The following is a 21417-nucleotide window of genomic DNA, read 5'->3' as shown; positions in this document are numbered from 1 at the left end:
ATGGCGCGCGAAGACACTGAAGACGCCATTATCGCCTACAAGTCCATTCTGGCGCAGATCATCGACAACAGGCCGTCGGGCACGCGCCAGCGCCTGGCGACGGCGCTTGGAAAGCACCGCAGCTTCGTCACCCAGATCACCAGCCCGACCTATGCGACGCCGCTGCCGGCGCGCCATCTCGCGACGATCGTCCGCGTCTGCCACTTCAGCGCCACTGAGGAGGAACGCTTTCTCGAAGCCTATCAGGCCGCCCATCCCGGCAAGCTGCCCGACCTCGGCCACTCCGAGAAATTGCGGCACCTGTCGCTGATGGTGCCGGATTTCGGCGACGACAGGAAAAACCGCCTGCTGGAAGAGGCGATCTCCGATCTGGTGCAGAAGATCGTCGCAATATCGGGTGCGGAATGACGCGTGAACCGCTTGACGTGATGTAATGCCTTTGGCCTTGGGAGGGGCTTGATGAAGAAGTTCATGAACACCGCGGAAACCATGGTCGCCGAAAGCGTCGAAGGCTTCGTGCGCGCCCATGAGACTTTCGTGATGTTCGGGCCGGAGCGCAAATTCATTCGCCGCCGCCATCTTACCTCGGGCAAGGTGGCGCTGATATCAGGTGGCGGCGCCGGCCATGAGCCGATGCATATCGGTTTCGTCGGCCAGGGCATGCTGGATGCCGCCTGCGTCGGCCATATCTTCACCTCGCCGACGCCGAGCCAGATCATTGCCGCCATCGAAGAGACCGATACCGGCGCCGGCTGCCTGCTCGTGGTCAAGAATTACGACGGCGACCTGATGAATTTCGAAATGGCGATCGAGATGGCCGGTGACCGCCGCAGCCTCGACATGATCGTCGTCAGTGATGATATCGAAACGTCGAGAACAGGCGAAAGCCGAGGCCGGCGCGGTGTCGCGGGAACGCTCATCGTCGAAAAAATCCTGGGGGCTGCGGCCGAACGCGGCATGCCGCTTGACGAGCTGAAGCAGCTCGGCGAAGGGTTGAACACGCGCATCCGCTCGATGGGAGTGGCGCTGAACGGTGTGACGGTGCCGCAGACCGAGCGCGCGACGTTTGCGCTCGGACCCGGCGAGATGGAAATGGGCGTCGGCATCCACGGCGAGCCCGGCCATGCCAGGCAGCCCTTCGCCACCGCCGACGCCATCATCGGCCATCTCTGCGAGACCATCTTTGCCGACATCTCAGTGACGCCGGGCAGCAGAGCACTGCTATTCGTCAACGGCCTCGGCGGCACACCGCCTGCCGAACTCTACCTCGCCTATAATGGCGCCCGCCGTTTCCTCGAGGAAAAAGCCATCCCGATCGAGCGCTCACTTGTCGGAACCTACGTCACCTCGCTCGACATGCAGGGGCTATCGATCACGCTGGCTTTGCTGACCGACGAGGAGGCCGCGCTCTGGGACGCGCCGGTGACGACTGCAGCGCTGCATTGGCAATAAGGGTGTACCACAGACGTCAGATGTAAAGCGCCGCCATCTTCCGCCAGGCCCCGGCGCGGTGGGCGCGGCCGTCCCAGACATGCAACTGATGGCGAATATTCTTTTCGCCAAGCAGCCGGCTGAGATAGCGGTTATTGTCGAGGAAGGGGTCGGCATCGCCGATGGTCAGCACGATGTCGATCTCGCGCAGCCTGTCCAGCCGCCAGTCCGCGCCGAGGCCGGGCAGAAAATGCGTCGGCGTGTGGTAATAGACGCTGTCGTCGTAATAGCCCTCGAACAGATCGCCGAAGGCTTCCACCTTCATCGTCAGGTCGTAGCGCCCGGAAAAGGCGACGAGCTTGCGGAAGAGATGCGGATGGCGGAAGACGAGGCTCGCCGCCTGGAAAGCGCCGAGGCTGCATCCATGCACGATGGTGCAGCAATGCGAGTTCTTCGCCGCCATCAACGGCAGCACCTCGTTGAGGATATAGTCCTCCAAAGCGGCATGCCGGCGGATGCGATCGGCCGGATGGCGGTGGAAACCGTAAAGGCTGTCTGCCGCTAAGCCCTCGATGCAATAAAGCTGGAGATGGCCGGCCTGCAGTTTCTCGGCAAGGCTCGCGACCAAGCCGAGCTGCTCATATTCGAAAAAGCGCCCTTCCCGCGTCGGAAAGACCAGCACCTTGGCGCCGGCATGGCCGAACACCAGCATCTCCATGTCTCGATGCAGACGCTGACTGTACCAGCTGAGATATTCGCGGTTCATGGCACCCTGAAGAACTGTCCGATCTTGTCGCGCAGAGCCGCCTCTTGCTCAGCACTTTCAGGGTAATCGAAATGCCCGGCGTCCAGGATGAAGATTTCATTAAATTTCGGTAGCGAATTGGCGACAGCGAACTGGCAGGGCGGCGCGACGGCGGGATCGAAAAGCGCCACTGCTGTCAGCATCGGCACCTTGATCCGCCGCGCGGCCGTCGCCGCATCGTAGAAACCGAGCGTCGAGAGCACGTCTCCATGTTCCGCCTGATATTCCTGCACCGCTTGCGCGCTGCCGACGCTCGGCAGCTTGAGGCGCAGCGGCTGGTGCCCGAAACTCGGCAGGGCCAGATGCCCGCGGTCGATGCGGTCATCATAGGCAATCGCCATCGCGCCGACACCGCCGCCGAAGCTGATGCCGCTATAGCCGATATGCCCTGAAAGCCAGGGATAGAGCGCGACGAGCGTCGAGACGGCAAGCCAGACATCCTCGACGCAGCCTCCGATGATATAGGCGTCCTTCTTGTCGATATCGTGCAGCACATGCCAGGAGGGATTCTGCGAAATCGGCGGATGGGCACTCAGCGACAGCCCGCGGCAGCAGGGAAAGATCACTGCCGTTTCCTTGACCGGCAGCTCGAAATCCGGACGGTTCCGCCCGCCGTAACCATGCCCGACAATGAGGCCGCGCCGTACCTGCCCCTCGCGCGGCAGCAACAGCCAGCCGCCGATCCGGAATGCATCCGTGGAGAGATAGACGAGATCGAGCACGTGCCAGTCGGGATGGGTGAACCGGCTCCAGGACAGCGCCGGCTGCGGATCGACCATCCGCGCCTTGCGATAACGCGCCTTCCAGAATGCGTCGAAACCATCAGGCCCCTCGGGCGGCTCGACCGCGAGAAGCTCTTCGACCCGCATGCCATAGGTCGGGTCGAAGGCGAAGGGATGTGTCGTGGGAATGCTCATGCGGGCTTTGTCGCGTGAAAGCACCGGCCGCGCAAGATGATGTGGCGGCTACTTTCCCCACCCGCTCTCGCCAGCAACGTTCATGCGCCCGCGAAAGGGCGGAGCCTCGAAGGATGAGCGGGTGGCTGGGCACACAACTGGAATATGACACTACAGGAGGAGATGCAGGTGGCCGCCCTCGTCCTTCGAGGCCCTTGCGGGGCGCCTCAGGATGAGGGCGGAGTGAGGGCGCGGCTTGTGTCTCTGAGGGCGGAGCGGAGATCAGCCCAAGCCCATACGGCACGCCGATCGCGACCTGCCAAACGCACACCGATTGCCCATTATCCCCACGGCACACCGATCAGCCCTCATCCTGAGGCACGTAGGCCGAAGGCCGGAGCCTCGAAGGACGAGGGCGGGTGATGAGCGGTACGAGGTTGCGTCAGCAATGGCACACTTTTCATAGACGCCAACGGCTCAGCCGATCCCGCGACGAGCACGAGGCGATCATGAAGGCCATCGCCGAAGGCGATGGTGAGATGGCCTCACGCCGCATGCGCACCCACATGCTGAACGTCGCGACCTCGCTCGCCGCTTCATCGAGGCCAATAAGCCGGTGTGAATCCCCCTAAGGAATCGGGCAGTGGTATTTGTAGTGAGCCAAGGTCATCATCAGTTCGTCGCCTGTCGCCTCGCGTATGCCGGGATTCTGTTCGAGGAACGTGCAGAGCGTATTGCCGATCGCTTCCGCCGTGATTCCCTCGGGAATACAGACGTTGACACCAACGGCAATTGCAAAATGCGCCGAGTTCACCATCCTGCTGGGTCGGGGAGCGGCTTCGGTAAAAATGCGACGGGCGAGATATTCGTCACTATTCCATTTGTCCAACCAGCCGGCAACATATCCGACGACAAACTGCCGGGACCCGCTGCAATCAGAATAGAGTACATTGCCGCTGGATAGTCCCGCGGGAATCTTTGCTGAAACCGTTGCCAACAGCGTGGCGATAAGAATCCCCGACATCACAGCTCCCAAGCTCTCGATGGCGCGGAGCTTCGATCGGGAAAGTGTCGGAAATGAGCTTCAAAAGTGTCATCTTTTTTGTTGCATTCAAAAGTAGAAATGAGCTGCAACTTGTGTGCGTGCGAGGTCGACACTGCGGCAGGTGGAATAGCGTCAACAACTGTAAGCACCGGGCGCCAGCCACCGACTTATTGAAAGAGATCGACCACGCGGCGGGCAGAGCCTAATGCAAGCGTCCATCCCAACATGCCGTGACCGGCATTGATGTAGAGACCTTTAATGCGTCGGGAGGCGGCGATAATGGGCTTGGAGGTCGGAGTCACAGGCCTCTCGCCCGACCATCTCATCAGTTCGTCCGATCGCTCGAAAAGATCGGGCAGCACTGCAGACGCGGCCAGCTTGAGCGTGTCGAAACGTCTGGCATCAAAACCGGCCCCGGGGCGCTCGATGTCTGCCAGGCCGGCGACACGAAAACGGTCGCCGATGGCAGCAAAAGCAAGCTTTCGCTTGACGTCTGTCAGGCTGATACTTGGTGCAAGGCCAGTTCTTGGAATGGTGAGCGAGTAGCCTCTGACGGGGCGTATGTCCCGGGCCTCGGGCAAATCGGATATGAGGGAACGAATCTGCGGTCCTGCCGCAACGATGGCCGCATCGACGCGAAGCTCATCGCGGTCCTCGAACCTCAATCCTGTCAGCACGCCTCCCGTTTGGACGAAGCTCGAGACTCTCCTGCCGAAAAGCACAGACACCCGCCGGCGCTCAATCATCCAGGCGGTGAGCTGGCGGCAAAATTCGGCCGCATCGCCGAGAGCATCACCGGGGGTGTAAACGGCGCCGGCAATCTCTCCCCGATAGGCGGCGAGCGCAGGTTCGATGTTTTCCGCCTCCACCCGCGTCAGCAGACACTGTTCGAAACCAAGGGCGTTCTTGCGCGCGACACCGGAATTGGCGGCGGCAAAACTTTGCCGATCGGCGTAGAGATGCAGTTTTCCGGCGACACGGTAATCGAATTCGACATCGGTTTCCTTAAGCAGGATTGCGAGCTCGTGACGGGATTGCTCGGCAAGGCGCAGGATGTCCTGCGTATTGTTCCACCAACACCTGAACCGGGTATTGGCAATAAATTTCAGGCCCCAGCAGAGGAAGTCCCGGTCGAGTTGCCAGCGGATCCGGAAGGCCGGATCGCAGCCCATCGCAATGGCTGGCAGATGCTTCAGCAGGGCTGGCGATGCCATAGCGTCACCATAGGCCCAGGACAGCTGCGCGGCGTTGCCTGCACTCGCCCCCATGCCCGGTTCGCTTGCCGCATCGATAAGTGTCACATCATGCCCCGCCCTAGCCAGAAGATAGGCCGACGATACGCCGATGACGCCGGCGCCGATCACCGAAATACGCGCCATCTCAAGCCTCGTCGCCAACGACGGCGGTCAACTCGACCTCAACGGGAACCCCGCGCGGCAGAGATGTTATGCCGATCGCGATGCGGGCATGCGCCCATCGATCCGGGAAAAGCTCTCGGAGCAGTTCCGAAGCGCCATCGACGACGGCGCCGTGGCGCTCGAAAGCAGCATCCGCCGCGACATAGCCCGCGAGCCGGACGAAACCCAGAATGTTGTCAAAGCCGCCCGCAGCCCTCTCCAGCTGCGCTAGCGCATTGAGAAGCGCCCAGCGCGCGCAATCTCGCCCCTCTTCGATGGAGACGTCCGCTCCGAGGTGTCCTGTCCGCAGCACCGCACCATCCTTCAGCGGCACCTGACCGGAAACGGTGATGATATTGCCGGTCCGCACAGCCCCGGAAAATGCACCTGGCGGCGAGGATGCCTCCGGCAGAGCAAGCTCGAGCTGTGCCAGCCGTTCGCGTATGCGATTGCTTCCGGCCGATGAAGCATCGCGTGCCTTGCGGGCCGCCGCTTCTGCGCTGCGGTCGACGAAGGCCCTCATGATATTCCTGTCGAGTTCGGTCAGCCGGTATTCAGGGTGCCATTGGATGCCGAGGCAAAAGCCGTCCGTTTCCCCTTCGAATGCTTCGATGGTGCCGTCCGGCGCCCTTGCAGCGATACGGAAGCGCCCGTAGCCAGCCAAAGCATGCCTGTGCAGGCTATTGACGCGTGCCGGCCCCTTCCCCACCCAATCGATCAGCACGCTGCCCGGCTCGACGATGATCTCGTGCGCCAAAACGTCGGGGATATCTCGCGGGATGTGGGAGGCGGCGGCCGGCAGTTCGGTTTGAAATTTGCCCCCAAGGCATTCACCGATCAGTTGCATGCCGTGGCATATGCCGAGAAGCGGCTTGCCCGTTTTCAAGGCCTGCTCGACCAGCTGAATTTCGAATTGCCTACGCACGCCTGTCACCTCCGTCCCCGGACGCGCACCGGTAAGGACGATTCCATCGGCGAGTGCCACCGCCGATACCAGGTTCGCGGTATTGTAAGGCAGGATCAACGGAATTCCCCCTGCCTCGGCTATGGCGTCCGCATAGTTGGCGCGCACGACATACTCCTTCTCGGTCGGCGCATCAGGCGCCTCGCTAACATCGGGCGTCATGAGGATCACCGGCCAGCGAGGTTCATGCGATTGCGTTGCATGCCGACGGGCGTTGCCCACAGCAACGGTCGTTTCAATGGTCATTGTCTTGGCCTTGTCATGACGAGTTAGCGGGCGGCCGGAAGGGCTAGCCGGCGCGAGAGGACCGAGAAAGGCCAGGCTATCGCGAAATAGCAGAGGCCGACGGCTATGTAGATTTGCAAGGGCAGGAAATACTCCGTCGCCATTGACCGCCCGGTGAGAACCAGTTCGTTGACGGTAATCAGCGAAGCGAGCGAAGAATCCTTGAGCAACGAGACGAAGGTGATGATCATCGGCGCCAGAATGACACGCGCGACCTGCGGCAGGATGATCAGGACGAAGCTCTGGGCCGGGGTAAAGCCCGCGGCCAACGCTGCCTCGCTCTGCCCGGCAGGTATAGCCTTCATGCCAGCGCGGAAAAGCTCTGCGACCTGGGCCGCGAAACACAACGCCAGGCCCGCAATCGCCGCGCCGAAAGCATCAAAGACGATCCCGATACCCGGCAAGCCGAAATAAAGCAGAAACAAAACCGCCAGCAGCGGCACGCCACGCACGATCGTCACATAAAGGGCCGCAAAATACCTTAGCGCCGCGAAACTGGATTTCTGGCAGAGCGAAAGCAGCAAGCCAAAGACGAATGCCAGGGCAAAGGCACAAACGGAAAGCAGGGCCGTATTCACCATCGCCCGCAGCAGCGGCGACAGCCATTCGGCACCATAATCGCCATAGGGCGCTAGAAAAGCGCTCATCCTTTCAATCTCCCGTAACGTCTTTCGAGGAACCGCGTGACCTGCATCAACGGCAAGCTCAGCAACAGGTAGAGTGCCGCCGCCGTCGCGTAGATCATTGTTGTCTGGAAGGACGACGTCACCATTGAACGAGCAAAGAACATGATTTCCGGCGCCGCGATGGCCGAGACGACGGATGTATCCTTGAGAAGCTGCACCGCGTAGTTCCCGAGCCCTGGAAGCGCTATCCGCATTGCCTGTGGCGTCAGTATCTCAAAGATGGTCTGGAGCGGGGTCAGTCCTGCGGCAAGCGCCGCCTCCGCCTGCCCGCCAGGCAGCGCGGCGAAACCGGCACGAAAGATTGCACAGGTGATCGCCGCTCCGATGAGCCCGAGGCCCAGGACGGCCGCCGTAATCGACGTCAATTTCACGCCGATGCTGGCAAGCCCAAAGTAGAGGATGAACAGATGCGTCAAGGCCGGCACATTGCAGAGAATCTCGCAGGAGGCATCGATCACCAGATCGATGAATTTGATCCCGGCAAATTGCCTGAGCACGGCGAGAAGGAACCCGAAAGCGGCTGCGAGCGCCAGTGAGGCGATCGTGACGAAAACGGTTGCGCCGAGCCCGGCGACGAGCCCCTCGACGACGGAGAAGAATATGAAAAATCCGGTCATGACGCGCCTAGTGCCGGATCTTATTGAGAAACGCTTGCGTGCGCGCTTCGCGGGGAGCGGTTATGACCTGGCGTGCCGGCCCGGCTTCGACGATGGTGCCGCCGTCAAGAAACAGGACGCGATCGGCAATGTCGCGCGCAAACGCGATCTCGTGCGTGACGATCAGCATCGTGCGCCCTTCGGCTGCCAGTTCCTCCATCACTTTCAGAACCTCCTGGACCAGTTCGGGGTCGAGTGCGGATGTCGGCTCATCGAACAGCATGAGCTTTGGCTTCTGGGCAAGCGCTCGCGCAATCGCGACACGCTGCTGCTGGCCGCCGGACAGTTCGAGCGGTGAGGCGTCGGCGCGGTGTTTCATATGGACTTTGGCCAACATTTCCAAAGCCAGTTCGCGTGCCTCGACAGCAGGCAGGCCGCGCACCTTGCGCGCCGCGATCGCCACGTTTTCCGTCACCGACAGATGCGGCCAGAGATTGAAGAGCTGGAAGACCATGCCCATCTCGGCGCGTTGCGGTGCAAGTTGCCGGTCGCTCATGACATGGCCGTTGCGCACGCCAATCCGCTCGCCGTCGAGGCGGATCTCACCGGCAGTGGGCTTTTCCAGAAAATTCATGCAGCGCAGACAGGTGGATTTCCCAGAGCCGGATGGGCCGATCAGGGCAATCTTCTCACCTGGCGCGACATCGAAATCGATGCCTTTGAGAACTTCGATAGGACCATAGCTCTTGCGCAGGCCTGCAACGCTGAGAAGCGCATTCATCGCCGTTTCCTTATGCGATTATATCTGCAGCGCCGCGCGTCTTTTCAGACGCGCCAAGGACGCTGTAGCACTTTGAATTGCCGCATAATTTTCTCCTGAAATCGATTCCGATTTAAGGAATTATGCAGTAGGCGAGGACGGTGGACGAAAGGCGCTGATTGCAGCTTCCGTCCGCACGGCCGTTCAGCCGCCAGCTGCGCAGGACGGCAGCTTGTAATCTGCGGGGCGATCGACGCCGGCGCGGAAATTTTGACCCACAGGCTTGAACCAGACATCCGACGACAATCCGTAGCGGGCACCGATTTCCTTCATCTCACAAGTCTTCCACATGTCGGCGACGATGGCGTCCATCTTCTGGCGCAGATCGTCGTTCTTCTGATTGAGGCCATAAACGACCTGCCCGAGACCGGTCAGCAGCGGGAAATCCGGACTGTTGTCGGTGAAGGCAAGGAAGTGCATATTCCAATCAGGGTTCTGCTTGATGGCGTAGGAGATCACCGGCGGATCGCCGATGACAGCGTCGATGCGCCCGGCGATAAGATCGCGCACAGCCGCATCTGAAGTGTCGTAGAGCGAGAGCTGGAGATCTTTGATGCTCTTCAGTTCTGGGATGAACGAAAAGCCGGTGATCGTGCCGATCTTCTTGCCTTCCAGGTCAGAAAGCTTGTCCCAGTTCGTCTTCGTCGATTGCATGATGCCGTTCTTGAAGTAGTGGATCGGCTCGGACAGAGTCATGATCTTCGTACGCTTTTCAGTCCAGCCCATGGTGCCGAGCATGACGTCGACACGGCCTGACTGAACGGAGGCGATCGTACCCGACCATTCCATGAGCGCCGGCTCAATCTTGAGGCCGAGCTTGTCGGCAATGCGCTGCATGATTTCACCGTCGTAGCCTATCAGCTTCCCGTCCTGCCAGCCGGAGCCGGGCATGTCGCCGGTGAAGGCAACCGTCAGCTTGCCCTGCTCGGCAAGTTCGAAAGCATTGGCGATAGATGAAAGGGACATGAGGCTGCCTGCCAGCAGAGCGCACGTCACCATCCTTCTCGAAAGAGAAAGTGCCATTGTTCTGTGATCCTTGATTTGTTGGTTCCCCGGTCCGGTGGTTTCTGCTCCCCGGATGTCGCGTTTGACGAGAAGAAACTTGACACCGAAGACCGCACCTGAATTTTATAAATCAGACATTTTCTTTGAAAAAAGGACATGGCTGCGCCATGATCACATCCGAGCAACCTCCTGAAGCATCCGCCGGCGAGCCCGACTATGTGCGCTGGCTCGACGATCTTTGGGCCGAGCGGCTTCTGGTCGCACGCGACCGAAAGGCCGATCTCTCCATCGGCATTCTCCTGTGGCCAACCTTCCCGATGATGTCGCTGACGGGTATCGTCGAGCCTCTAAGGCATGCGGCGGACTTCGCCGACAATTCCCGTCCATTACATTGTCGCTGGTCGATCATGGGGGCTCCGGGCCATGCAGCGGTCGCCAGTTGCGGCATTCGGGTCCACGCCGACGCGCCCTACATTAACCCGACCGACTTCGACTACGTCGTGGTCATCGGCGGCCTGCTGCCACATCTGCGCGCCGCACCTAGCAAGCATCGCGACTATCTCAGGGTGGCGGCATCGGCGGGTGTCCCGGTAATTGGTGTTTGCACGGGCGCCTTCATCTTGGCGCAGGAGGGACTGCTTGCCGGACGCAAGGCGTGCGTTCATCCGTTTCATGCGGAGGATTTCCGGATTGCCTTTCCGCGTCTTGCCTTCTCCACGCGCGATGATTTCCTGATCGAGAACGGTCGCATTACCGTGCCTGGCGGCGTATCGATCCTGTCTCTGATGACTGAACTCATCCGCACGCACTGCGGACCGGATCGGGCGGCCAAGGCGGTGCACCAGCTTTCGCTCTCGGAGCAGAAGCACATGAGCGCCTTCGATCACGGCCGCGCCACAACATTCCGCCGCACAGAAGATTCGCGCATACAGCGAGCCGTTGTTCTCATCGAGAGTCGGAAAGGCCGCGACGTCTCACCGGAACAGGTAGCTTCTCTGGTCGGCCTGTCGCCACGCCAGTTCGCGCGTCTGTTCCAGGACAATATCGGCATGACCCCGAAGCGTTTTATCGTCGAGACGAGATTACGCTATGGCCGCTTTCTGGTCGAAAATAGCACACTGCCCATGACGGCGATCGCCTTTGAAATCGGATTCTCCGACTCCGCTCATTTCGCGACCGCTTTTCGCAAGAAGTATGGCAAGCCTCCCAGGAGTTTCCGCTGATCTTCGTGGAGTCACCACAAACGGCAGGATCGAATACCGACTTCGGCACTATTGCGATTTAATCGGATACGATTTATATAGGTCTCATCGTTAGAAAGCCCGGACAGGATGGACCGATGCCGACGTCTAAAGCAGCTAAGGGGCCGGATATGCCCGCGCCCACCTCCCCTCAGGCAGGCGCAGACGGCAGGAAACTTTCGAATTTCCTGTGCTTCGCGGTCTATTCGGCCAATCTCGCCTTCGGCCGCGCCTATAAGCCGATTCTGGACGCGATCGGCCTGACCTATACCCAATATATCGCCATGGTGGCCCTCTCCGAGGAGGACGACCAGACGGTCAGCATGCTGGGGGAAAAACTGTTCCTCGAATCCAACACGCTGACGCCCATTCTCAAGAAGCTGGAGTCCTCAGGCTTGATCACCCGCCATCGTGATCCCGCCGACGAGCGGCAGGTGCGTGTCAGCCTGACGCCGGCCGGCCGCGCGCTTCTCGAAACCAATCCCGGCTCCTCCCTGACCGACGCTACCGGCCTCGGCGACGATTTCCCCGTCGTACAGAAATCCGTGACGCGGCTGCGCGACAACCTGCTGCGGGCGCAGGCCGAACCGGAAAAAGCATGATCGCAGCACGTGTCGGCACTCGGTGACATACCCGAGATCGCAATCGGCGCATTGGTTGGAAATGGGACCGTTCTCCTCGCCAGGCGAAATTCGAAGCGCAGGACGCACCCGGATCGGTGGAGCCTGCCGGGCGGCCATGTCGAAAGCGGTGAAGACGCTGAGACGGCAATGCGCCGCGAATTGCTGGAAGAAATCGGCGTGACGCCGCAGCGCTGGCTGTTTACCGGAAAATTCATGTCGGAAGCCCGCCCAGGGCATCCGCAACCTTCCATGTCTATCACGTCGCCCGATGGCAGGGCTCTCCGCGCCTTATCGGCGATGAACACACCGCGCTCAGATGGTTTACCGCCGCGGAGATAGAATGCGAAACCGAGCTGGCGCCGCTTCAGCTCAGGAAACTGCTCCTAAACCTGCTCGGGCGGGAATGAGCCCAGTGGTGACCGTACCACCATCCACTCCCTCATTCCTGTCCTCGGGCTTGACCCGAGGGATGTCACAGGAATGAGGGAGGATAAGTGGTTAAATCCGGCCTAAAGCGCCTCGCGCCAGGTAACCTCCCGACGTGCGCCCTCCTCCATCATCTCGGCCGCCTTGGCATAACCGCCGCCCATTCCGTCGAGGAAATGCAGGTGCGAATCCGGGCGGCCCGACGGCACGAGGCAGGTCATCAGCGCATGCGACTGGCGATGCAGCCCGAAATCGATCTCGCCACTCCCGCGTGCCGCGATGAGGATGGCTTCGACACTGTCGATCTGGTCCGGCGTGCAGTCCAGCGTCAGGCGCAGGCCGTCGTCGAACTTGCGGAAATCCGAATTGGCGGCGACCTCCGACCAGCGTTTTGCGCTGACCTGCTCCGCAGACCCCTTCGCTATGGCCGCCCCTCCGGAAAGCGGATGGGACCGGCGCGGCGCGGCATCGAAAACCGCAAGTACGCGCTTCGCCAGCGCAGCGAAGACCTCCGGGCGCGTCTGGTCGCGAGGCTCGACCAACAACGACAGGATCTCGCCGCGCTGGCTCGCGAACGGCGCCCAGTCGCAGCTCAAGCCCGTCAGGTCAGGCCTCGTCGCATAACGGCCGGGCTTGACCAGATAGCGGCCATTCTTGATCTGCTGCTCCGCCCATTTCAGCCCGCCCCCGGCAAACATCGCATAGGTCGCGCTCTCGGAAGCGGCATAGCGCGCGATCCTGATGTCGCGTCGGTTCGCGCGGATTTCGCCGACCGTGACGAGCCCGACACGCAGGTCGAGATGAAGATCGGCTTTGGCAAAGCCTGCGACATCACGCAAGGCCGATGTCGCGGCCATGATGCCGTTCGCCGGCAAGGCGAAGGCTGCTCCGTCTCCGCGAAACACGAAGGGGAAATCGAACGAACCCCAGGCATTGCCGAGGGCGGCGATGATCGATGCGCCGGCATAATTGACGTCTTCATAGCGCCCCGATCGGATCGCCTCGGTCGAGCTGACGACGTCGGTGATGCCGATCAGCCAATCGTCAGGCAGCGGCTCGTAGACCTCGGGATCGAGCACAAGCGAAAACTCGTCATAGGCCCGGCGCGGCTCCGCGTGGCTCTTGATCATGGCATATTCTCCGGATCGGCAGGTTTGGCTGCTGGCTCAGAAACGGGTCTGCCGCCGATCGGCAGACCCCCGCTTGAAGATGACGGCGCGAGGCCGGCCCTTCCTGTTCAGACAAGTTTGGTTTCGACCTCGATATTGCCGTGGACCGCCTTGGAATAGGGGCAGATGCCGTGAGCCGCCTCGATCAGCTCCTCTGCGATCTCGCGATCAATGTCCGCCAGGCTGACATTGAGCCGTGCATGCAGGAAGTACGAGCCGTTATCGCCGTTCAGCGTAATCTCGGCATCGACCTCGGGACCTGACGGCAGCGTGATCTTCCGCTGCGCGGCGGCGAGCTCGATGGCGCCGATATAGCAGGCCGACCAGGCGGCGCCGAACAGGTTTTCGGCCGCCGGATGCGGCTGCGGCAGCTGGATGTCGAGCGTACCGTCGCTGCTGCGTGCATAGCCGTTGCGGCCGCCGGCGATGTGGGTCTTGCCGGCGAAAAGAAGCTTCTCAGTCATTGTTGTATCCTTCAGGTTTGATCAGCATTGTAGCGTATCCGATTAAATCGGATGCGCGTTAATACGCTAGACCGAATTCGATGTCAACAACATTCCGATTTAATCGGATACGATTCATTCTCTCCGGGCCATGCAGGCAGGCTCGACCGGTTGCGTATAGTCACGTCTTGTCCGGGATCGAAGCCCCCTTTAGGCTCTGCCTCGAGGCTCGCGGCCTCATGAGAAGGCGGAGTTGAGATGTCCTCCATAACTGAAGGCAATGCGGTGCAGTATGGCGACAGCCGCAAGCTCGCCGCCCGCGCCAGGCTCCATACCGAATATACCATCGCTGAAACGGGCTGGTTTCCATGGGTTGCCGCGCAACTGCCGTTGAAATCGCGAGATCGCGTCCTCGATGTCGGCTGCGGGCCGGCATGGTTCTGGGCGGCAACGGCTGGTCTTCTGCCGGAGGATCTGCAGCTGACGCTCGCCGACCTCTCCTCGGGCATGGTCGACGAGGCGGTAGCGCGTTGCCCTTCGCGTCCGTTCAAGGCCGCCAGGCCGCTGCCGCAGCACTCCCCTTCGAAGACGGCGTCTTCGATCTCGTGATCGCCGTGCACATGCTCTATCATCTGCCCGACCCGGCCGCCGGCATCGCGGAGATGGCAAGGGTGCTGAAACCGGGCGGCTTTCTCGCCGTCACCACCAACGGCATCGGCAACATGCGCGAGATCTACCAGCTGACGACCGTCTTCGGCAGCGCGCCGACCGATCCGGCCGCCGAAGCCTTTGGATATGACGCCGCCGAGCAAATGATGCGGACGCAATTCGGAAACGTCGCGATGTCGCAGTATCCGGCAAGCATGCGGATCACCGAGCCCGAGGATGTCTTTCTGGCGCTGACCTCCTATCCGCCCGGCGAAGGCGCAGGCGAACCTCAGCTCAGCCGCTTCCGCCAAGCGATCGCCGATGCCTTCAGGCAAGGCAGCGGTGCGCTCGATGTCAGCAAGGAGACCGGGCTGTTCCTTAGCCGAAAGACAGCCTGATCGGCGCGTGGCCTCTCAGGACCGCGGCCGGCCGTCGTCGAAGAGCGTGGCGAGCCACTGGTAATATCGCGGCTGGTTCTTTTTGAGCGCACTGCGCGAATGCGGCGGCCGGTCGATATCGCCATAGAGATAGACGCTGGCGGTAACCGCGAAGAATTCGTGACTGTTGCTCATCATGTAAGAATCGCCCGGCCAGAGCCCGCGGCCGTTATCGAAGAACTGCCGGATATCGGGGTTGCCGAATCCTCCCGGAAGCATCTGGTCGTTATAGGCGTGCAGAAGCTCATGCAGGATGATCGGCTTGTCGGGCTCGAGGCTCGCGACGCGCAAATCGATCCCGGTTTTGCGGCTGTAGTGGCCCGGCCCGAAGCCTGCGGCGGCGGGATTGGCCCATATCGGGATCGTCCGCATGAATTTCAGAATGTCACGCTTGAGATCGACATGCTCGACGACATCGAGCTGCCGTTTGACGGCCGCGACCATCTCCGTGTCGGGCGCGGCACCTCTGGCATTGGTCAGGTCGACCTGCCAGCCGTGATAGCCGAACACTAGCGGATCGGCGGCGGCCGCTCCGACCGTGGTGATCGTCATGGCAATGGCGGCGCACAATGCCAGAATTGTCGAAATCCCTCGCATCGGCCCTTCCTCGGCATGTCCCGGCGCGAACTGTCGCACAGGCCGCACGATGGCACAATCGCGTCGTCAGTCTGCCGGCCTAGGCAGCGCCAGTGGCCGTCTCCGCCTCCGAACGCATGCCGAGGAAGAAATCGACGATCGGATGCGGCGCCTGGTCGTTGAAGCAGAGAGCGAGACCCGTGGCCGATTCCGCGGCAGCGCTTTCGCTGCGCGCGAACATGACGGCCTCATAAGCGGCAAGCGCCGCCTCGGCACCATCGTAGGCGAGGAGCGCCTGAGCCAACTCCGCACCGTCGCGCATGGCGAGATTGGCGCCCTCGCCGGCGAAGGGAGACATGAGATGCGCGGCATCTCCGATCAGGGTGACGCCGGGCCCGCGGGTCCAGCGATGGCCGACGGGCAAGGCAAAGAGCGGCCTTGCAATCAACGGCGCCTCGCTTTTGGCGACGAGATCGACAAGCGGCCGATCCCAGTCGCTGAACCGCATCAACACGTCTTCCAACAAGCCTCCGGCCTTTGACGCCACTTCGGCCGACCATTCGGCCGGCGCCTCGAAGGCGGCGTAGCTGCAGAGCACATCGCCCGGCTCGCGGTGGGCCAGAATGCCCTTGCGCTCGGAAAGCGCCATCACCGTCCCTTTCCCGACGATCTCGCCCTGTTCGGGAAAGTGGGAGGACACCTCGGTCAAACGCGCTTCCGCGAAGGACAGACCGGTGTATACGGGTCGAATATCGGTCAGCAGCGGCCGCACCTTCGACCAGGCGCCGTCGGCACCGATCAGCACATCCGTCCTGATCGATAGTCCGTTCGTGAAAGTGACGATATAGGTGCCATCCGCCGCGGCAGCGACCGCCGTCGCGCGATGCCCCCACCGAATGATCCCCTCCGGCAGCGATGCGATCAGCATGGCCCGCAATTGGCCGCGCTCGACTTCGGGGCGCAGATCGTTGCCGGCCTCTGCCAGATGCACCCTGCCCGTCTTGTCGAGCACGCGAAGCGCATCCCCCTCCTCCAGGACGATCCCACGGAACTGCTCGTAAAGGCCGGCGACCTTGAGCGCCGCCTGACCAGATTCGACGTGCATGTCGAGCATGCCGCCCTGATGCCGCGCGGAAGCGGACGCATCGCTCTCGAAGACGCGCACATCCATCCCGCTGATATGCAGAATGCGGGCAAGAACGAGCCCCCCAAGGCCGGCGCCGAGAATGGTGATCATGCCTTTGTCTCCGCGCGCCGCGTCATCAGGATGCCGTTGATCAGCACATCGAACCCCCAATCCAGCCGCTCGCCACGGCCCGACAGCAGGTCGCCCCCCAGCCGCGTGATATTCGGCAAGGCCTCGGCATCGGCCGCTTCGATCGCGGCCGTCAGCGCGGAAAAGTCCGATGGCGAGCGTGGCGACGCTTTCCAGGCTGCCTTCTCGGCGGCCTGCGCCGTGGCATAGAGCAGAAGCAGGTCGACTGCCCATGCCGCCTCGGCATCCGGCACTCCGCCCTCCTTCAAGAGCGCCAGGATTTTCTCCACCAGCGCAAGATAGTTCACCCCGCTCGGCATGGTCGACATCGCCATGCGCGCCAGTTCCGGATGTTCGAAAAGTACCGACATATAGCTGCGAAGCGTGCCCTTCAGCCGGCCGCGCCAGTCCGCCGGCGAAGACGGTGCGGCGATCCCGGCAAGCAGCGCATCGAGGATCTCTGCGTGAAGATCCTCGGTGTTGCTGATATAGACGTAAAGCGATGCCGGACCGGTATCGAGTACGGCAGCAACGCGCCGCATGGTGATCTTCGCCAGCCCCTCCTCGTGGAAAAGAGCCAACGCCGCACGAATGATCCCTTCGCGGCTCAAAGCCGGTTTACTCGGCCTCTCCCGTCGGTTCCTGGATTGCAGTGCCATATACGATTGCCCCATCGCGAACATGTTCGTAACAAACATGTTCGTTCAGGTGTGTCAAGCCGTCGCGACGGCAGATAAGATAGCCGTTTGAAGCGTGTTGCGAATATCAGGCAGTCGAGCGGCCCATCCCCGCACGCAGAGCGGGGCTCAGACCTTCTCTTTTTTCCTGGTCTTTTCCTTCGGCTCGACCGGCGCATCCGGTTTCGGGGCGAGCAGCTTGCGCAGCGATGCGATCTTGTCCTTCACCAGCGGCCGGAAGCGCGTCGCGCGATAGGGCATGTCGGCCGCGCCGTAGCCTTCCGGCCCGTCGTCATTGCCGCGATGGATTTCCGCGAGCTTCACCCCGATGAACGTGCCGTCGACATAATGGGTATATTCGCCCACCCAGCGGATCGTATAGATCTCGCCCTTGCGGATCAGCTGGTCGATGCTGACATGCTTGAAGGTGTCGTTGATGCAGACCACCTTCTGGCCGACATGAAAATCATAGCTCATGGATCAAACTCTCAAACGGCAATCCGCCTCGCCGTTCTATAGCGCGCTGGGCGGCAGGGATGAACCGTTTTCTGCCAGGGGGCTTATTTGCCGCGACAACAGCCACACCGGCGCCGTACGGTTCAAGGCAAAGCATATTAGTCGCAATAGACCTTGCCGCTCTTGCGCGAGCGCAGATCGAAGTGGAAGTGGTTCCAGTGTTCCGGGTTGCTGCCGGGGCCGAGCACGGTATTAAAATAGCGGCAGCTGTCGGTGCGCACCGCCTTCAGCAGCCGGCCCTCGCGCAGCGAAAACAGACCCTTCTTGCGCACGTCAATCTCGTGGCCGTTCTTCAGCACGAACTTGCCGACATCGATGGCGTTGCCGCGGGCGTGTTCCGACATCGGATTGTATCGCTGCCGGCTGTTGTTCATGCGACGGCAGGAATAGCCGCCGAGCGGCTGGATCGTTCTGATGCCGCTCCAGTAGCGGTAGCGGGCCGACGGCGCCAGCTCGTTCTTCACCCATTTGGCGAAGGCGAGCGTCACCTGGCAGTTCAGCGTCACCGCCGGCTTGACGCCGATATTACCGGAAAGCCCCTTCAGCGATACCGGATAGGGCACCTGGCAGGCCGGCCCGTTGGAAATCGGCGGCTTCTCGTCGAAGAGCACGCCCATGCGCTTCAGTTCACGCCGGCAAGCAAGCTCGGAGGTCGGCATGATGCTGGGGTCGACGGGTGCTGCCGGTTCGCTCATCATCGGATTGTTCGGCCGCAGCATCGCGACCTCTTCGCTTTCGTCCTCTTCCGGAACACGAGCCGGCGCCACCACAGGGCTGCCGTCGTTCCAGGCGGGCGCCCGGCTCATTTGCGCTTGTGCCGCCGGCTGCGGCATCGTCTGCGGGGTGGGCTGGCGTAGCGGCTGGTTCACCTGCGTCGGGCTATCGGTGCCGATGCCGTCAACGACCGGCTCGGTCGCATTACCCTCGGCGATCTGCTGCTGTTGCTCCTGCGCCAACCCGACGACGGGCTCAGCCCCGAGTTCGTCATCCATATTGACGCCGCCGGAAGGGATCGCAAGGTTCTGCGTGCCGCCCCAATTGCCGCTCGGCTGGCCCGCCGCCAGCGCCTCGTCGCTGTCGATCATCGGCAGCCTGCGCCCGCCCGGCGTGTTCCGCGTCGCTGGTGCGGCATGACCGGTGCCGGCAAGGTTCGGCGTGTCGAGATAATCGACGGAGCCCTGGCTATTGCCGACCGGCGCACTGGAGACGGGATAGGAGGCCTGGCTTTCCACCGGCGCCATGCGCACGGCAGGCGCCATCCGCGCTGCCCCCCGAGTTGGCGAGATCGAGCTGACCCTGGTTCCGCTGTCGACATTGGCCGGCGGCACAAGCCCGTCGCTGATCGAACAGGTGGTCAGCGACGCCGAGAGCAGCAAGGGCAAAAGGGATCGCCGTGGAAAGGAAACAAACGCCATACTCTTATCGCTTCCGCAGGCCGACTGGGCAGTGACAGAAAAAACTCACTCCAATTTTAATTAAAAACGGTGAATGAAAACTTACCGGCACAATCTGAACGCGACAGAGATGAAAAAGGCCGCTTTCGCGGCCTTTGATCTGTCGTTTAACTCACGCTGCCCGTGTGTACCGGGCTCCAGGCGATTGCCCTGCCCCGCGCAGGCGGAAATTCGAAAGCAGCGTCTTCAGCTGGGTGCTCTCGTCGGCGAGCGTCCGGCTTGCCGCCGTCGTCTCCTCGACCATCGCGGCGTTCTGCTGTGTCATCTGGTCCATATGGTTGACGGAGCCGTTGATCTCGTTCAGCCCGGTCGACTGTTCGCGTGCCGCGGTCGCGATCGAGGCGACGTGATCGTTGACCTGGTTGACCAGCGCCTCGATCTCCAGCAGCGCCTCGCCCGTCGAGCGCACCAGCGCCACCCCGCCCTCGACCTCCGTCGCCGACCGGCTGATCAGTTCCTTGATCTCCTTGGCCGCATTGGCCGAACGCTGGGCGAGTTCGCGCACTTCCTGGGCGACGACGGCAAAGCCGCGGCCCGCCTCGCCTGCTCGCGCCGCCTCAACGCCGGCATTTAGCGCCAGCAGGTTCGTCTGGAAGGCGATCTCGTCGATAACAGAGATGATCTGATTGATGCGGCTCGACGATTCCTCGATCCGGCCCATCGCCGTCACCGCGTTGCGGACGATGTCGCCGGAGCGTCCGGCGCTCGCTTTGGTTTCGGCCACCATCTCGCGCGCTTCGTTCGCCCGCTCGGATGCCGTCTTGACGGTGGCGGTGATCTCGTCGAGCGCAGCCGCCGTCTCTTCGAGGGCTGCCGCCTGCTGTTCCGTCCGCTTCGACAGATTGCCGGTCGCTTCGCTGATGTCGGAAGCGCTCTCGTTGACGACGCGGCTCGATTCGGCGATCGCCTGGATGACGCCGTTCAGCGCATCGACAGCGGCGTTGAAATCGCCTCTCAGCTTGGCGTAATCCTCGCCGATATCGGCGATCGAAACCGTCAGGTCGCCGCCGGCGAGCTTTTCCAACCCGACGCCGAGCGCCTGCATCGCAAGTGTCTGCCGCTCGGAGGCCGAACGCAGGCTTGCCTCGTTGCCGCGGCGCTCATCTTCGATCTGCCGCTGTCTCTCGTCTTCCCGCCCGCGCAGCGCGCTGCGCTCGTCGACGGAATCACGCAGCACCAGCAGCGCCTTGGCCATCTGGCCGATTTCGTCGCGACGATCGCTGCCGGCGATCTCCACCGATGCCTCTTCGCCGGCGATCGCGTTCATCGCCGTCTTCAGCCGGGCGATCGGCACTGTGACGCTGCGCACGATGGCATAGGCGATGGCAATCGTGGCGGCTGCACCAAGCAGGCAGAGCACCGCCGCCCAGATCGCATTCTGGCGATAGAGCGCGGCAAGGTCGTCTGCATAGACGCCGGTGCCGACGATCCAGCCCCAGGGCTCGAAGCCGGCGACATAGGAATATTTCAGCACCGGCTCGTCGGCGCCCGGCTTCGGCCAGTAATAATCGACGAAGCCCTTGCCGTCCTTCTTCACCTTGTTGACGAATTCGACGAACAGGAACTTGCCGTTCGGATCCTTCATCTGCGAGATGTCGGTGCCGTTGAGCGCCGGCTTGATCGGGTGCATCACCATTGTCGGATGCATGTCGTTGATCCAGAAATAGCCGTCGGCGCCGTAGCGCATCGCGCCGATCACGTCCTTGGCGGCCGCCTGGGCCTGCTCGCGGGTCAGGGTGCCCGCCTGCTCCATCTTGTAATATTTGTCGAAGATGCCGATCGCCGTCGCCTCCATCTTCTCCAGCCCCGCCTTCCGCTCCGCTTGCAGCTCGGAATAGGAATAGTTCAGAAAGAACACCATCGTCGCGGCGAGCACGGCAAGCGTGAAGCCGACGAGGCAGTAAAGGCGTGTGGAAATCTTGATGTTGCGCATGAGGTTCCCGGCGATTCATCTATGTGAGATCGTGCACATACTGAAGCAGCGGAATTACTGGAGCGTAAAGTTTAATGAGAAGATGATTA

General features: G+C 61.8%; 21 protein-coding genes and 3 pseudogenes. 7 read left to right on the top strand and 17 right to left on the bottom strand.

The annotated features are described in order from the left end of the window. Window positions 1–408, top strand: coding sequence for a hypothetical protein (locus AF337_RS08720; RefSeq protein WP_010001912.1), 408 nt, complete (start codon window positions 1–3; stop codon window positions 406–408). 51 nt (window positions 409–459) lie between these two features. Continuing rightward, window positions 460–1452 (top strand): dihydroxyacetone kinase subunit DhaK, encoded by a 993-nt coding sequence (gene dhaK / locus AF337_RS08715; protein WP_049731825.1) that lies wholly within the window; start codon window positions 460–462, stop codon window positions 1450–1452. Between the two features lie 16 nt (window positions 1453–1468). Here dhaK and AF337_RS08710 read toward each other — a convergent pair whose 3' ends face one another. Both AF337_RS08710 and AF337_RS08705 read right to left on the bottom strand, forming a co-directional pair. Then, window positions 1469–2197, bottom strand: a complete 729-nt coding sequence (locus tag AF337_RS08710; protein WP_049731824.1) for an esterase family protein — start codon at window positions 2195–2197, stop codon at window positions 1469–1471. Continuing rightward, complete coding sequence (locus AF337_RS08705; protein WP_049732035.1) at window positions 2194–3153, bottom strand: acetylxylan esterase; 960 nt, start codon at window positions 3151–3153, stop codon at window positions 2194–2196. The genes AF337_RS08710 and AF337_RS08705 overlap by 4 nt, the downstream gene beginning before the upstream one ends. A gap of 446 nt (window positions 3154–3599) precedes the next feature. On the opposite strand from AF337_RS08705, the pseudogene AF337_RS40000 reads away from it, so the two are divergent. Next, window positions 3600–3748: pseudogene (locus tag AF337_RS40000) on the top strand (FCD domain-containing protein); the annotation flags it as partial. A 12-nt stretch (window positions 3749–3760) separates the two neighbouring features. Here the strand turns inward: AF337_RS40000 and AF337_RS08700 are convergent. From AF337_RS08700 to AF337_RS08670, 7 genes are all read right to left on the bottom strand, one after another. Continuing rightward, the gene (locus tag AF337_RS08700; RefSeq protein ID WP_049731823.1) at window positions 3761–4156 is read right to left on the bottom strand and encodes a Rap1a/Tai family immunity protein; all 396 of its coding nucleotides are present in this window, start codon (window positions 4154–4156) and stop codon (window positions 3761–3763) included. 188 nt (window positions 4157–4344) lie between these two features. Then, window positions 4345–5556 (bottom strand): FAD-dependent oxidoreductase, encoded by a 1212-nt coding sequence (locus AF337_RS08695; RefSeq protein ID WP_049731822.1) that lies wholly within the window; start codon window positions 5554–5556, stop codon window positions 4345–4347. A 1-nt stretch (window position 5557) separates the two neighbouring features. After that, on the bottom strand, window positions 5558–6784 hold the full coding sequence (locus AF337_RS08690) for an Atu1372/SO_1960 family protein (RefSeq protein ID WP_049731821.1): 1227 nt from the start codon (window positions 6782–6784) through the stop codon (window positions 5558–5560). A 23-nt stretch (window positions 6785–6807) separates the two neighbouring features. Then, a complete protein-coding gene (locus AF337_RS08685; protein ID WP_049731820.1) occupies window positions 6808–7470 on the bottom strand; it encodes an amino acid ABC transporter permease in 663 nt (220 codons plus the stop codon). Next, the gene (locus AF337_RS08680; RefSeq protein WP_049731819.1) at window positions 7467–8126 is read right to left on the bottom strand and encodes an amino acid ABC transporter permease; all 660 of its coding nucleotides are present in this window, start codon (window positions 8124–8126) and stop codon (window positions 7467–7469) included. Before AF337_RS08680 ends, AF337_RS08685 begins: the two co-directional genes overlap by 4 nt. Before the next feature lie 7 nt (window positions 8127–8133). Next, window positions 8134–8886: an amino acid ABC transporter ATP-binding protein gene (locus AF337_RS08675; RefSeq protein ID WP_049731818.1), complete on the bottom strand. Its 753-nt coding sequence runs from the start codon at window positions 8884–8886 to the stop codon at window positions 8134–8136. A 183-nt stretch (window positions 8887–9069) separates the two neighbouring features. Then, complete coding sequence (locus tag AF337_RS08670; protein ID WP_049731817.1) at window positions 9070–9948, bottom strand: ABC transporter substrate-binding protein; 879 nt, start codon at window positions 9946–9948, stop codon at window positions 9070–9072. Between the two features lie 149 nt (window positions 9949–10097). On the opposite strand from AF337_RS08670, the gene AF337_RS08665 reads away from it, so the two are divergent. From AF337_RS08665 to AF337_RS39995, 3 genes and pseudogenes are all read left to right on the top strand, one after another. Beyond that, a complete protein-coding gene (locus AF337_RS08665) occupies window positions 10098–11153 on the top strand; it encodes a GlxA family transcriptional regulator (RefSeq protein ID WP_049731816.1) in 1056 nt (351 codons plus the stop codon). A gap of 116 nt (window positions 11154–11269) precedes the next feature. Further along, the gene (locus tag AF337_RS08660) at window positions 11270–11773 is read left to right on the top strand and encodes a MarR family winged helix-turn-helix transcriptional regulator (RefSeq protein WP_049731815.1); all 504 of its coding nucleotides are present in this window, start codon (window positions 11270–11272) and stop codon (window positions 11771–11773) included. A gap of 27 nt (window positions 11774–11800) precedes the next feature. Beyond that, window positions 11801–12201, top strand: a pseudogene (locus AF337_RS39995) (NUDIX hydrolase). A gap of 102 nt (window positions 12202–12303) precedes the next feature. Here AF337_RS39995 and AF337_RS08655 read toward each other — a convergent pair. Together AF337_RS08655 and AF337_RS08650 are read right to left on the bottom strand one after the other, a co-directional pair. Further along, entirely contained in the window at window positions 12304–13350 is a 1047-nt protein-coding gene (locus tag AF337_RS08655; protein ID WP_049731814.1) for a DUF3095 family protein, read from the bottom strand. 107 nt (window positions 13351–13457) lie between these two features. Further along, window positions 13458–13853 (bottom strand): Ohr family peroxiredoxin, encoded by a 396-nt coding sequence (locus AF337_RS08650; RefSeq protein ID WP_049731813.1) that lies wholly within the window; start codon window positions 13851–13853, stop codon window positions 13458–13460. 237 nt (window positions 13854–14090) lie between these two features. Here AF337_RS08650 and AF337_RS08645 point away from each other — a divergent pair. Then, a pseudogene (locus AF337_RS08645) lies at window positions 14091–14878 on the top strand (class I SAM-dependent methyltransferase). 15 nt (window positions 14879–14893) lie between these two features. On the opposite strand, the gene AF337_RS08640 reads toward AF337_RS08645, so the two are convergent. The 6 genes from AF337_RS08640 to AF337_RS08615 form a co-directional block, all read right to left on the bottom strand. Then, the gene (locus AF337_RS08640) at window positions 14894–15514 is read right to left on the bottom strand and encodes a hypothetical protein (RefSeq protein WP_049731812.1); all 621 of its coding nucleotides are present in this window, start codon (window positions 15512–15514) and stop codon (window positions 14894–14896) included. 79 nt (window positions 15515–15593) lie between these two features. Next, window positions 15594–16730 carry an FAD-dependent oxidoreductase gene (locus tag AF337_RS08635; protein ID WP_049731811.1) on the bottom strand — a complete coding sequence of 379 codons (1137 nt, stop codon included), beginning with the start codon at window positions 16728–16730 and terminating at the stop codon, window positions 15594–15596. Next, on the bottom strand, window positions 16727–17359 hold the full coding sequence (locus tag AF337_RS08630; RefSeq protein ID WP_049731810.1) for a TetR/AcrR family transcriptional regulator: 633 nt from the start codon (window positions 17357–17359) through the stop codon (window positions 16727–16729). Before AF337_RS08630 ends, AF337_RS08635 begins: the two co-directional genes overlap by 4 nt. Before the next feature lie 195 nt (window positions 17360–17554). Next, window positions 17555–17902, bottom strand: coding sequence for a CAP-Gly domain-containing protein (locus tag AF337_RS08625; protein WP_049731809.1), 348 nt, complete (start codon window positions 17900–17902; stop codon window positions 17555–17557). A gap of 137 nt (window positions 17903–18039) precedes the next feature. Continuing rightward, the gene (locus AF337_RS08620; protein ID WP_049731808.1) at window positions 18040–19356 is read right to left on the bottom strand and encodes an extensin-like domain-containing protein; all 1317 of its coding nucleotides are present in this window, start codon (window positions 19354–19356) and stop codon (window positions 18040–18042) included. A gap of 151 nt (window positions 19357–19507) precedes the next feature. Further along, window positions 19508–21328 carry a methyl-accepting chemotaxis protein gene (locus tag AF337_RS08615; protein WP_049731807.1) on the bottom strand — a complete coding sequence of 607 codons (1821 nt, stop codon included), beginning with the start codon at window positions 21326–21328 and terminating at the stop codon, window positions 19508–19510. Window positions 21329–21417: the final 89 nt, after the last annotated feature.

The organism is Rhizobium ecuadorense (assembly GCF_001187535.1).
In the GTDB taxonomy this organism is placed as follows: domain Bacteria; phylum Pseudomonadota; class Alphaproteobacteria; order Rhizobiales; family Rhizobiaceae; genus Rhizobium; species Rhizobium ecuadorense.
The sequence above is the reverse complement of the archived record's forward strand: the minus strand, read 5'-3'. Positions and strand labels throughout refer to the sequence as shown.